This is a genomic window from Candidatus Kryptoniota bacterium (assembly GCA_036567965.1).
Lineage (GTDB): Bacteria > Bacteroidota > Ignavibacteria > Kryptoniales > JAKASW01 > JAKASW01.
On the sequence record DATCTN010000016.1, the window covers coordinates 41,705 to 55,262 of the forward strand.

Below are 13,558 nucleotides of genomic sequence, written 5' to 3' on the forward strand. Positions count from 1 at the left end.
TACCGCGTCTCGGAATGTCGGTGGAGGTGCCGGCAAAAAGGAGCGACACAATGACACTTGCTCTCAGTGACTCAACACAGGTTCGTCCGATGTCGGTCCTTCACCACACGCACAGGTTTTATAAGTGGCTGGTGCTCTCAAATGTGATGATCGGAACATTCATGGCGGTCCTCGACGCGTCGATAGTTAATGTCGGGCTCCCCACCCTCATGGCTGCTTTCGGAGTGACTGTCGATAAGATCGAATGGGTAGCTACCGCGTATCTGCTTGTGTTGGCCGTAATGCTCCCGACATCCGGGTGGGTCGCAGATCATTTCGGATATAAGCGGACCTACCTCTTCGCGCTTACCATATTTACTACCGGGTCCCTTTTATGCGGGATGGCGTGGAACGAAAATGTTCTTATAGCGTTTCGAATTATTCAAGGCGCAGGGGCTGGCTTCCTGATGCCTGTTGGCATGGCGATCGTTACACGCGAGTTTCCACCGGAGAGACGTGGAATTGCACTCGGTTTCTGGGGAATTGCCGCGGCCGCATCGGTTTCATTTGGCCCGCTGATCGGGGGATATCTCATCGACAATTTTTCATGGCACGAGATTTTTTTCGTGAACGTCCCGATTGGACTTGTCGGAATTTTTGCGACCATGGTCATTCAGCGGGAATACAAAACGGAACATACGCGAAGCTTTGATGTTGCAGGGTTCTTATCTGTGGCGGTATTTCTGACATTCCTCCTGCTGGCATTGGCGGACGGGAATACATCATGGAACACAGGAGGGTGGACTTCAACATTCATCCTGACATGTTTTGTTCTGTCGGGATTAGGGCTGATAATATTTTTGCTTGTGGAATTCAACATAAAGCATCCGTTGATAGAACTCAGGCTCATGAAGGATTTCAATTTCGGAATTACAAATATAGTTCTGTTCATATACGGGCTGGGAATGTTCGGAAGTACGTTCCTGATGCCGCTGTATCTTCAGAACTCGCTGAACTACACTCCATTTCAGGCGGGACTTGTTTTCTTGCCGGTGGGTCTCCTTCAAGGCATGACAGCTCCCGTTGCCGGTTATCTTTCCGACAAAGTTGATGCGAGAATCCCCGCAATCATCGGCGTTGTCCTTCTCAGCATAAGCCTGTATCTGAATTATTTCCTTTCACTGTTCTCGATGCATTCACAAATCATGCTCCCTCTATACCTGAGAGGGTTTGCGATGGGGTTGATGTGGACTCCGCTGAGCGTGCTGGCGCTTACAAACGTTCCTAGACATAAGATGGCACAAGCATCGGGGCTGTTTAACGTTATTCGTCAGGTCGGCGGAAGTTTCGGTATCGCTCTCTTTGCAACTTTGCTCACTCGGAGAGTTATGTTTCACAGCACAAATTACGGTGATGGCGTGAGCCAGTATTCGCCTGTTTTCAAGAACGCCATGTATAAACTTGAATTGTTCTCACAGCATGCCGTCGGGGGTTCGATGTATCAATGCGGCGTTCGCGGGAAAGCGATAATTATCAATCACGTGATGCAGCAAGCTTTTGTGTCCGCCGTAAACGACGATTTTCTAGTTGCCGGCGCGATTTCGATTGTCTGCCTCATACCAATATTGTTTCTCCGCCGAAGAAAAGTCTCTCATAACGGCAGCGGAAATATACCCTCAACAGTTTGAACAACGGCAAAAATAACTGCCAACTGCAGCTGCCTGATTGTTAGATCCAAGATCTTCCCGGATAAAAGCGGGTGAGAAATTGGGAGATGGATTTGAGCGGATTAGTGATCAAAAGAGAAGAGCTATTGCAGAGAAACAGGACAAGACTTCGGCAGCACAACTTTCAGAATGTCCGAAGCGGTCACCGGCTTTGCATTGGTACATGAAGTGGCGAAAAATTATCCGGACCTTTGATGCTTTTGAATTACAGTGCTCCCGGAAGACAAATAAGCCAAACTGAAGGCTGAAATGAAAACAACATTTGCGGCTTTGTCGTTGTTGATGCTCGCCGGACGATGTCCCGCTCAATCTCCCGAAGTCGGAGCCAAATATAAAAGTGGGGGTGCAACGGTCGAAGTAGTGGAGAACGGTGCCTCGTGCCGTCTCGAATACAAAAGCCAGGATGTATTACTCGACGAAACGAACCAGAGGGCAGACATTGAGATGTGGGATCCAGAGAAAACTGAAGAGGAGAGATCCGCAATCCCGTTAGGCGGTTGCATTATCGTTCATGTTTCTGACAGTACAATTGACGGTGCAAATACTAAATACTGGGAATATGTCCTTCAAACGACCAGAGGGAAAAGGATACTCGTTCAAAGGGGCAAGGATGAAATTCCAGAACACACCGTAATGGGATCTGTAACGATATGGTGGAATATCGACACTGTATATCTATCTGATAAGTTATCTTCCTCAATAAAGGTATTTGTAATTGATAATCTGAGGCAGAAGAGGAGCGCTTTCATAATCTCTCCGCAATAGGTGTGGGCGGCATCTAATCATAAGTTGCTCCTCACAAACGATCCACTGTTACATTATCCTTCAATTCGAATCACCGACTCTGCGAGAATTTGGTAGTGGGCTACTTTCAAAGAGGTGTGATATCGACAAGTTCTCTCACTGTCATTCCCGTCACCGCCTTGCGGGATCTCCCGCTCTGACATCATAGCCATTCAAATGATGCGGGATCCCGCTTCGCGGTGACCGACATATAGAATATTTCGGTCGGGACATGTTCTTAGCGGGAATCCATTTCTCAAGATAGAACCATCTTTCAAATTCACGTGATTCTAGATACTTGAAAGGTGGATTCCCGCGTTCGCGGGAATGACAGAGGAGGAGGTGGGCACCTGCTGGAGTTGATGCCGCGTGAGCGGGACAGTTGTGTTTGTTTTGAACGCGGTAGAGTATTCAACGATGGGACATTTCAGTAGCGTCGAAGAAGCCCACTACCGAGAATTTCTTCCAATTGACTCCCTTCCCGGAAATCGACTTCCCGTAATTGTACTCCAAAACCAGACGCGCGAAAGATCTTCGAATTCCATTAACGCGATCGGATAACGAGCTCTGCAGTGGTACACGATATAGTGGCAGGTCAAGATTGGCCAACCTTGGCGAAGCCTCCTGCCCATCTGGCAAGTTGTGAATTGAGACTCAACGTTCCAACCACTCCGCTGATGTAGTCCCCAAAGCCAAGGATCGTTCTATTATCAGCTCGAACAATATTGATATTTCGTTTCTCATCATTTTCACTGAGAGTATTACAATCCCGCCCATAACGGGTTTGCAGTTCTTTTGCAGCATTAACGGCGGAGCCTTGTTGATGAGGGGCACGCTGTATAAGCAATTGACTCGTTAGTCGTTTTTCACTCTGAACCAAGGAAGAAAAATTCCACATATGGCCTTCGGAAAAAATGGCGAGTAGGAAATTTCCAATGTGGGTTTAAGTCCCGCCATGCGGGATGCCGCATCATTATTGACACCTATAATGACGAAGCGGCAAAACAAATACTGTTCGACGGCGCCGTAAGGCGCCTAGTTTATCCCGCTCATTAATATTAAGAATGGATAATGCGGGATGCCACAAGGCGGCATTTGTTTCTTCACAGCGGAAATTTCCGGCTCAACGAGTTGAGTTGTCAACCATTTTTTCCGATAGCCTTGATTTTTCCTTTGGTACTTTCCTTTGTATCAAGACAAAGGAAAGTACATAAGAGTCATTGAGATTCATCAACTCGTAGTTGTTCACTTTTCGCGCTCCATTTGTGTTTACAAATGCGCGCGATCCGCAAGGCGGGCTTTTGCTCACCCAAAAGTCCCGCTCTACGCCCGCGTGCCCTCGGGCTTCGGGGTACAAGTATGGGATCCCGTTCATATACAATAATTGTGGAATGGGAAAAGTGAACCGAAAGTCCGCCTTCTGCGGATGCGCCGCATGAAAAATAATCGGAGGCGCAAAAAGGGTGCCCTGCGAAAACGGTGCCGACTAGAGCGGTCGGGATCGTCCCGCACTCAGCCGAATGCGATTTTTTGAATAGCTATTCCAATTCATTCACCTAGCAAAAAATCGCTATAACCAGGTGTTGAAGCTTGAAAACACACTTCCCACCCAACGGGACTCCGTTTTCGCAAGGGACATAATCGCGGTTGAAGTTGGGACACTACCGCATTGTTGTATTCATTCCGCGCCTATTTTATATTCCTGTTGGGACGCAACGTACCCGTAAGGGCATCGAAAGAAAGGTCGTGAGTCGTGCAAGTGTCGAAGCGATACAAGTGGATGCACAAAGTCTCGACAGGGCTTCTTTCACTATTAATCGTGGTGGTAACTGGTGGACGCGCGCGCGCCCAATCCGATAGCGTTTGGGTGGAAGCCCGGGGAAGGTGCTACAGCACAGAAGTAACTCCGGAAGAGGGGTGGAAGCGTGCGCTTCACGATGCCGAGGCGAATGCAATAAGAAGCTCTCTCGGCGTGAGCATTACCTCCCAAACCTTTGGCGTAACATCCGAGTCTGTCAACTCCAGGAATCAAAGCGACTACCTCAGCACTTTCTCCGAACTCAATACTTCCACAACCTGCGGTAAGGTAACCTCCGAAGAAATTCTCGATAAAAAACTCAGCAGCGAGAACCAGATTCCTGTTTATCAAATCACCATCCGCGCCCTCGTGGTCAAGGACAGAGGAGTACCTGACCCGAACTTCAGGGCGGAAATCCATTTGGATAAAGACACATACTATGACCGTGGTGCCATTGATCGCAATGACGCGGTGAAATTTTCTGTGTCGGTCAATCAGGACTGTTATCTGTACCTCTTTGACATCATGGCAAACGACTCGGTAATGATTTTGTTGCCGAACGATTATCTCAAAGACAATTTCTATCCCGCTGCTGAAGGCCCGGGCGCGTTCGATAAGAAGATTGCGCGTCTCCCCATCAACCTCACAGTGGGCTTGCCGCCTGGAAAAGAAACGACGACAGAGATGTTTTATCTGGTCGCTTTGAAGAAGAAGGTGGATTTCTATTCACAGACAATGACCCACGAATCCGTGGGAATAATACCGACATACCAGAGCGCAATTCTTGATTTTCAGAAGTGGCTCGTGTTAATTCCACAGGACTTGAGGACAACTGCATCTGCAACCTTCATTATAAAGAGGTTAAGATGAAACAGAGAACATTTTTCATGATTTGTCTTGGGAGCGTGGCGTGCGTGGCGCTCAGCAGTAAACCCATTTTTTCTCAAGAGATAACTCTCACGAATGTCTCATATTCGATGAGAGACAGCGACGTAGTGGTCCATTATGATCTCAACGGGCCGACGGATAAGCCCTACAAGGTTCAGCTTGTCCTGAGAAGAGAATCGCAGCCTTTCTTCAAGATGCTTCCAAAGTATATTTCGGGTGACGCCGGCACAGGGTCATTCTCCGGTAACAATAAAGAGATCGTCTGGCATCTTTATGATGAAATTCCTTACGGACTCGACGGGGAGGACTTTTACTTTGAAGTCAACGCTACTCTCATGGGAGTAGCAAAGGGTGGGGCATCCTGGATGTACTATGTGGGAGGCGCTATCGTTGTAGGCGGGGCAGCTGTCATATTTGGCCCTGACATATTCAAAAAGGCCGGCGGAGGAAACCAATTCCCCGTTCCGCCAGCAAGGCCTTGAGAGGATGGAGATGATTCTATGAAGCAAATTCTCTTTCTATGTGTAATGTTTTTGACCGGCGCTGCTTTTGGACAGACTGCCACCGGCAGAACCCAGGCAGGATCTCTGAAGCCCGTAATTCAGACTACAAATCCGGGTGAAGCGGCGAACGTGAAAAATCAAATAAACGCCTACAGTCCCTTCTTAACTGCCGATATCACATTCAAAGATTCATCAGGTGATAATGTTTTGGGTGCCGATGAAAGCGCAGAGGTCATTGTCTTGCTGAAAGACATTGGTGGAAAGCCAGCGCAGGAATGCAAGGTGGAGCTGGTGGCTTCGGCGGAGAACTCAAGCATCGACGTTCTTAATCCACCCGTTATTCCGCGCCTTGGGTCCAACGAGGAGACGTCGACGCGTGTGCTCTTGAAGGGTTCTCACCACATCTCCACAGGTAATGTTGAGTTTACGCTCAAGGTGCTTGAGAAGAACGGATTTGACCTCGACCCCGAAAAGGTGCTCGTTGTCCCGACCCAGGCATTTCAGCCGCCGAATGTGGAACTGGCCGACTATAGTATTCAGGATCTCAACAGAACCGGGAAGATCAAGAAACGTGAACAGGTGTCTGTGACTTTGAGGCTTCAGAACAAAGGTGGAACTACAAGTTACGGTACCGTCGCATCGCTTACTCTCGGGCAAAATATTATGTCGCTCGATTCCGCTGCCGTGGAACAGGATAAAATTTTCCATTCAGCTTTCAAGATAGGTGACTTGAAACCGGGGGACTATAGGGACGTGACCACGAGCTTGATTACGAACGACCGTGCGACCGAAGTGCGCATAGAGATTGCCGTTGATGACCGGAGCGGAGAATTTACCACGTCCAAGACGCTCGACCTTCCGTTCGATGCGCCACTGGCTAAACCTCAGATGACTGTACTTGCAGCCAGGAAGACCGAAGAAGCGAACATCCCCGACGTGGCCAACCTGAAACTTGATATCGGCGAGAATCTCCCTGTTGCAGCGCGGGTGAAGTCTGATGCTTTTGCTGTAGTTATAGGAAACAAAGATTACAGCAAAGCACCATCTGTGGACTTTGCAATAAACGATGCGGCATTAATGAAGCGATACCTGACCACAACCATGGGCTATCAGTCTGACAACATCATTTATATAGAGGATGCTTCGCAGTCTGACATGACCCGCGTATTTGGAAATGAGACAAATTACAAGGGCCAGCTGTACGACTATACCGCGAAAGGTGGCGAAGTCTTCATTTATTACAGCGGACATGGAGCTCCTGAGACCGACTCGAAGGAAGGTTACATCGTTCCGGTGGATTGCGATCCGGCACATGTTGCCCTTAATGGTTACGCGCTGAAAACTCTTTACTCCAATCTTGACAAGATCGACACAGAAAAGGAATTGAAACACGTGACAGTCGTTCTGGATGCGTGCTTCTCCGGGAGTTCAGTTAAAGGCACCCTTCTTGCCAACGTTAGCCCAATTTATGTCACTGTAAACAAGAATGCGATGGCCTCCAGCAATGCAACGATCATAACAAGTGCGAGCGGCGACCAGGTGAGCACCTGGTATCCAGATAAACAGCAGAGTCTGTTTACATATTTCTTCCTCAAGGGTCTCCAGGGCGGAGCTGACTACAAGCACAACAACACTGTGACCGCGAAACAGTTATACGAGTTCACTGCCGACGAGCTGAATGGAGTCCCGCGATGGTCAAGACGCCTTAGCAGCAAAGACCAAACACCAACATTTTATGGAAGCGACTGGGTGATTTATGAAGGAGCTAAGTGATCGACGTATTGACGGGTGCACTCCTGAGAAGCGGTTTTCCGGATCGTCGATTCGATTGGGAGATATGACGATGAGAAGGTGTCGAGTATACACGGCAGTCCTTGCCGCATGCCTGACTATGATGACGGCTTTTACGTTACAGTCTTACGCCGGTGGTAACACTCCGATTAAGATTCACAAAGGCGAGAAAACCGTACTTTCCACGGTTCTCAAGAATATGGTCCCACCAAACGCTGCGGAGAAAGTTGTCATGAATCCCAAAGTGGGAGGATCGAAATCGCGGGTGACGAGCGATTTAGGCAAGCGGGTGTCGGCCGACTCGGTTTCCTGGGTGCAAACGAATGGTCCATACGGAGGATTGGTAAACGCGCTTGCCGTAAATTCCTACGGGTACATTTTCGCAGGAACCTATGCAGGAGGAGTCTTTAAATCGACAGACAACGGGAACAGCTGGACTCAAGCCGGCTTGACAAATACCTACATCTACTCGCTGGCAGTCAACTCCACTGGATACATTTTCGCAGGCACTGAGGGTGAGGGACTTTATCGATCGGAAGACAACGGCAACAGCTGGGCGCAGCTGACCGGCGGTTTGAGTGCTACCAGTAATGTCTATTCATTGGCAGTCAATGCATCGGGGTACATTATTGCCGGAGTCGATACCGCGGTCTACATCTCCAAAGACAACGGGAGCAGTTGGACCCTGATTGGACACGGACCCCGGGCTTATGCACTGACGTTTAACGCATCCGGATACATTTTTGCCGGAACGAGCGAGGAGATAGCGTATACGACGAACAGCGGCTCAAGCTGGACGAATCTTCATGGCTTGAGCAGCGGTGTTTCTTCGCTCGTTGTTAGTACCTCCGGCTATATTTTCGCCGGGACCTGGGGCAGCGGCGTTTATCTTTCTACGAACAACGGAGCAAGTTGGACTCCTTTAACCAATGGATTATCGAATAACGTTGTTAACTCGCTTGCGATAAATTCCTCGGGCTACGTTTTTGCCGGCACAACCGGAGGCGTGTTTCTTTCGACAAACAACGGATCCAATTGGACCCTGGTGAACGCCGGGTTGGCTAACGGCTATGTTGCATCGTTGTCGGTCAATTCTTCCGGATATGTTTTTGCCGGATCGTGGGGTGAAGGTGTCTATCTTTCAACTGACGACGGAACTACCTGGACACAGATGAACTCCGGGTTTACATCAAGCAATATCTGGTCGCTTTCGGCAAATTCGTCCGGTAATATTTTTGCAGGAGCCGATGGAGGAGGGATCTATGAATCTTCAGATAGAGGGAGCAGTTGGGCATTATCCGGTTTGATAGGGAAGACAGTTCGCTCTATATCATTCAATTCGGCAGGCAACATTTTTGCAGGGACAAGCGGCGGTGTATTCATCTCGTCAAACAGCGGTACAAGCTGGACTCAGTCAAACACCGGCCTGACTGATACCACTGTCTATTCGTCAGTAATCAATTCATCCGGCCATATCTTTGTCGGAACGGATACTGAAGGCGTATATCGTTCGACGAACAACGGCGCTGCCTGGACGCATGTGAACAGTGGTTTGGGAGATAGCTCCATCACATCACTGGTCATCGATTCCTCCGGCCATATTTTTGCAGGAACGTGGGGAGATGGTGTGTACCTTTCGACAGACGACGGTACGAGCTGGTCGCGGAGTGGCCTGGCGAATAGTGAAGTCTATTCGTTTGCCATTAATTCATCCGGGAATATTTTTGCCGGGACATGGGGAAATGGAGTTTACATCTCAACAAATGGAGGCGGAAGTTGGACTGCTGTGAGCACCGGCCTTGCAAATACTCATGTCCAGTCTTTGGCAATTAATTCCTCAGGCTACATCTTCGCCGGGACGTGGCTCGGTGGAGTTTACGAATCGACGGATAACGGCGCCAGCTGGAGCCTGACAGGTTTGAGCGGTGATGACATCCAGTCGGTGGCACTAGATTCGACCGGTTATCTATTTGCAGGAAGCCTGGGTGGAGGAGTATATCGTTCGAGCAACTCGACCATTGTTGTGCCGTCCAAGCCGTCGCTTGCAGGTCCGGCAAATGCTTCGTCATACGTCTCTATCAATCCTACGCTGACATGGAATGTCACGACCGGAGCAACGAGTTATAGACTACAGGCGTCAACCGATTCAACTTTTGCCACAACGATTTACGATGCAAGCGGATTGACTGGCACATCCAGGAGTCTGAGCGGCCTGGCGTATTCGACGAAGTATTACTGGCATGTAGATGCGAGTAACTCGGCAGGTACCGGTGCATGGTCGGCAACCTGGAGTTTCACCACGGCGAGTGCATCACCTCCTGTGCCGACGCTTGCCAGCCCTGCAAATGGATTGACAGGAGTGGGGACCAAACCCACATTTACATGGAACGCTTCTCCAGGTTCTACAAGTTACGAGCTGCAGGTATCGAAGGTGTCCGCGTTTTCTTCCACCGTTTTTGACAGGTCTAATATCGCTTCGACTTCACAGAGCGTGAGCGGACTATCCAGAGGGACAACATATTACTGGCGGGTAAATGCAAGCAACCCGAACGGCACGAGCGGCTGGTCGACCGTAGACGTCTTTACAACGTTCACATACCAGTCTTCGATTCAGGTCTCAACGCAGTACACTCCTCCTGCCACTATAGATTCTTCACATTACCGGATGATTGGCCTGCCTGGAGATATTGATGTTCTTCTATCGAATGTTGTTACGGGTACGCAGCGAAAGGATTGGAACGCATATTGGGACAATGGCGACAATCAAAACTATTTGGAGGAGTACGACGGCAGCGGGAAATTCTATTTTCTTCCAGGCACAGCCTTTTGGATACTTAGCAGGGATTCTTTTTCTGTATCACAAAACGTGACAACCGTGACTTTGGACACGGCCGACTGCTTTTCGATAACCGTTCACAGCGGTTGGAATCTTATTTCAGATCCGTTCGAAAAGAGCGTCGACTGGTCGTCGGTACAAAGCCTGAACGGCACGTCTCAGCCAATCTGGGCCTTTTCCAGTGGTTCTTATTCTCAATCGTCGACACTCGATCCATATGAAGGGTATTACTTCTTCAATGACATCGGAGCCTCTCAGCTTAGAATCCCTTACGTTTATTCTCCGACGGTTACCGGTGTAGCTCGCCTGGAAAAGGTCGAAGACCAGAATCTTGCCATGACGTTATCGGAAAATCAGATTAGTCTGTCTTCAATTACGGTAGGGGTGAGACCCATGTCGGGAGGAGGAAACATATTCGCCCCGCCTGGTAATTTCGAGCGGGCGAGAATCTGTGTCGTTGACTCCACTGTACATGCCGGGTGGAAGGAGCTCGTAACAGATTACAGGGACACGATCGGGACAGGTCAGGAGTTTGATTTCTATGTGAGAAACAGGACAGGTAAATCTCTGAAGTTATCTTCTACCACAGGGATCAGCCAATACGAGGTTTACCTGATCGATAAGGATCTCAACAGGTCGTACAACCTCAAAGGCTCGACGGGGATCGCGATCCCATCATATAACAAGATCAAGAACTACTCGATTCTCATCGGTGACAAACCGTTTATTGACGCCAAGCTTGCAGAACTCCAGCCCAAAGATTTCCTTCTCTACCAGAATTATCCTAACCCGTTCAACCCGGTTACAGTCATTCGATTTGAAGTTCCGAGGACAGAGCGGGTGTCATTGGCAATCTATGATGTGTTGGGGAGGATGGTAAAGAGTATAGTGGACGAAAACATCTCGCCGGGTTATTATGAAGTCCCGTTCGACGGGACAGGTCTGTCAAGTGGAGTATATTTCTACAGGCTCTCTGCCGGTCCGTTCACGCAAGTGAAGAAGATGGTATTGCTCAAATAGTCTGCGGATTTGTGTCGATAAAGAAGCGAGAATAACGGAGAGCTCACCTCATCATCATCGGGGCACACTTGCGCGCCACGAACTTCAGAGTATTCGCATCCCAATCGGACTGCCATCGATTGAGTCGGTTGCAGAACTTTTGGTGTGGTATCGGTTTCAAATGCTTGAATCGTGCACGACCGATGCAGGAGCAGGTACCAACCAACAGCCTGTCATTCCCGCGTGCCCTTAGCGGGAATCCATGTTAAGCTCTGTCCCGGTTTTCCGATAGGAGTCCGGTAATGACTAGTGCCGGTAGAGCGAGGCGCCACGTAATTTTAGTGATACATAATTCGTAAATTGCTTCAGCTGCTCTTCCCGTCAAGTGAAGATGCATGAAACTTGTTGATGACCGACAAAACCTGTAAAGCATGAGGCAACCATGGCGAGACACACACCGGTAGAAAAAAGAAAACTCTCTCCTTCGAGGATAATGGATTCAGTATTTGCCTTTCGAGAGGCACGCGTTCTGTTGACTGCCTTCGAGCTCGATCTTTTTTCTATGTTAGGCGACGGGCGGAAGTCTTCTGAAGAAGTGGCACGAATGGCGGGAACGAACCCACGGGCAACCGACAGGCTGCTGAATGTCCTAAGTGCTTCGGGATATCTTGTCAAGAAGAAGGGTGAATTCTCAAACACTCCGCTCACATCACGTTTTCTCATAAAGGGAAAACCTGAGTACCTCGGCGGGCTGATGCATCAGGTCAGTCTGTGGAATACCTGGAGCACCCTTACAGATGCTGTGCGCGTGGGGTCATCAGTAGCCCGGCGCGAACCAGTGAGCGGACACGCGGTGGATTGGTTGGGGGCTTTCATAGCAGCGATGCATATGCGCGCGATCCGCCAGGCTCCGGCTATTGTAAAGCTGATCGACCTCAAAAGGGCAGGACGCGTCCTGGATGTCGGAGGCGGATCTGGAGCTTTCTCAATGGAATTCGTTCGCGCGAAGAAAGGAATGAGTGCCGTAGTTTTTGATTTGCCGAATGTTACGAAATTGACGAAGGACTACGTCGGCAAAGAGAATCTCGACAGATCGATAACCGTTGTTGGAGGCGATTACACGGTGGACCCTCTGCCGGGCGGTTTTGACCTGGTGTTTATGTCAGCGGTCATCCATAGCAACTCCTCGGATATAAATAGGCAATTGTTCAGGAAGGCGTTCGAAGCCTTGAACCCGGATGGACGTCTCGTCGTCTTGGACTATATAATGAATAGCGAGCGGACCTCACCCGCGGCGGGGACCTACTTCTCTCTCAACATGCTGGTGAACACGCTTGGAGGCGATACATACACTGAATCGGAGGTGCGTGACTGGATGCAGAGTGCCGGGTTAAGGAAGATCAGCAGGACGAAAACCCGGTTTGCAACAGAACTTATGATCGGGAGGAAAAAACTCTAACGGCTGCTACTCTTTCACTGGAAATATTTTCTTTGATTTTCCACCCACGAGTTTCTCCTTCAAACCTCGAACGCACGGCATTCAAGTTCGGTCTTAGAATGTCTGAGCGTAATATGCTTCGCTAAATCTTTTTCTTCGCGCGAAAACGACATTCCTTAAATCGACTCATCATCGAGGGCGCGCGATTGATCTCAAAGTTGCCAATGCCGGATGGGGTTACTATCTTGGCATTGTTATGCAAAATGGGGTTCGTTCAGGATATTTGCCTGATAAAATCAAATCACTTTATGAAAATCAGGAGGTCATGAGGCAATGAAAATCTTCGATGAATTCAAGGAGTTCGCCGTAAAAGGTAATGTTGTTGATATGGCGATCGGCATTGTCATCGGTGCGGCTTTCGGAACGGTGGTGAAATCATCGGTGGACGATATAATCACGCCTCCTCTGGGGAGGATCCTCGGGGGAATGGATTTCAGCAATCTCTTCGTCAATCTATCCCCGGGTACGTACAGCTCACTGGCCGCTGCAAAGGCGGCAGGCGCGGCGACGATAAATTACGGGATATTTCTGAACAGCATCGTTTCGTTCCTGATCGTCGCCTGGGCACTCTTCATGGTCGTGAAACTTATGAACAGACTGAAGCGCCAGCAGCCGGCACCGGTATCCAACACCAAGATATGCCCTCATTGCCAATCGAGCATCAATATCAAAGCGTCGAGATGTCCGTTTTGTACATCCCAGCTTTGATATACAAGCATGCGGGAGTCTGGAGACCGGAGGCCGCACGAGGATAAC

The 13,558-nt window shown here is 49.3% G+C and carries 8 protein-coding genes; all 8 read left to right on the plus strand.

Translation table 11 applies throughout. The annotated features are described in order from the left end of the window. The first annotated feature begins 50 nt into the window (after positions 1-50). The 8 genes from VIS48_06040 to mscL all read left to right on the plus strand — a co-directional run bounded on the left by VIS48_06040 (position 51) and on the right by mscL (position 13,510). A complete protein-coding gene (locus VIS48_06040) occupies positions 51-1,667 on the plus strand; it encodes a DHA2 family efflux MFS transporter permease subunit (protein ID HEY9165706.1) in 1,617 nt (538 codons plus the stop codon). A 288-nt stretch (positions 1,668-1,955) separates the two neighbouring features. Continuing rightward, positions 1,956-2,471 (plus strand): hypothetical protein, encoded by a 516-nt coding sequence (locus VIS48_06045; GenBank protein HEY9165707.1) that lies wholly within the window; start codon positions 1,956-1,958, stop codon positions 2,469-2,471. Positions 2,472-4,248: 1,777 nt separating this feature from the next. Then, positions 4,249-5,157, plus strand: a complete 909-nt coding sequence (locus VIS48_06050) for a DUF4384 domain-containing protein (GenBank protein ID HEY9165708.1) — start codon at positions 4,249-4,251, stop codon at positions 5,155-5,157. Beyond that, complete coding sequence (locus VIS48_06055; protein ID HEY9165709.1) at positions 5,154-5,657, plus strand: hypothetical protein; 504 nt, start codon at positions 5,154-5,156, stop codon at positions 5,655-5,657. Before VIS48_06050 ends, VIS48_06055 begins: the two co-directional genes overlap by 4 nt. An 18-nt stretch (positions 5,658-5,675) precedes the next feature. Next, positions 5,676-7,451, plus strand: a complete 1,776-nt coding sequence (locus VIS48_06060) for a caspase family protein (GenBank protein HEY9165710.1) — start codon at positions 5,676-5,678, stop codon at positions 7,449-7,451. A 70-nt stretch (positions 7,452-7,521) separates the two neighbouring features. After that, entirely contained in the window at positions 7,522-11,325 is a 3,804-nt protein-coding gene (locus VIS48_06065) for a T9SS type A sorting domain-containing protein (protein HEY9165711.1), read from the plus strand. Between the two features lie 421 nt (positions 11,326-11,746). Beyond that, a complete protein-coding gene (locus VIS48_06070) occupies positions 11,747-12,763 on the plus strand; it encodes a methyltransferase (protein HEY9165712.1) in 1,017 nt (338 codons plus the stop codon). A gap of 312 nt (positions 12,764-13,075) precedes the next feature. Beyond that, the gene (gene mscL / locus VIS48_06075) at positions 13,076-13,510 is read left to right on the plus strand and encodes a large conductance mechanosensitive channel protein MscL (GenBank protein HEY9165713.1); all 435 of its coding nucleotides are present in this window, start codon (positions 13,076-13,078) and stop codon (positions 13,508-13,510) included. Positions 13,511-13,558 lie beyond the last annotated feature (48 nt).

What these genes read in the sequence shown, in the direction of transcription:
- VIS48_06040 (HEY9165706.1), top strand. Translation starts at nt 51, where the DNA reads ATGACACTTGCTCTCAGTGACTCAACACAGGTTCGTCCGATGTCGGTC.
- VIS48_06045 (HEY9165707.1), top strand. Translation starts at nt 1,956, where the DNA reads ATGAAAACAACATTTGCGGCTTTGTCGTTGTTGATGCTCGCCGGACGA.
- VIS48_06055 (HEY9165709.1), top strand. Translation starts at nt 5,154, where the DNA reads ATGAAACAGAGAACATTTTTCATGATTTGTCTTGGGAGCGTGGCGTGC.
- VIS48_06060 (HEY9165710.1), top strand. Translation starts at nt 5,676, where the DNA reads ATGAAGCAAATTCTCTTTCTATGTGTAATGTTTTTGACCGGCGCTGCT.
- VIS48_06065 (HEY9165711.1), top strand. Translation starts at nt 7,522, where the DNA reads ATGAGAAGGTGTCGAGTATACACGGCAGTCCTTGCCGCATGCCTGACT.
- VIS48_06070 (HEY9165712.1), top strand. Translation starts at nt 11,747, where the DNA reads ATGGCGAGACACACACCGGTAGAAAAAAGAAAACTCTCTCCTTCGAGG.
- mscL (HEY9165713.1), top strand. Translation starts at nt 13,076, where the DNA reads ATGAAAATCTTCGATGAATTCAAGGAGTTCGCCGTAAAAGGTAATGTT.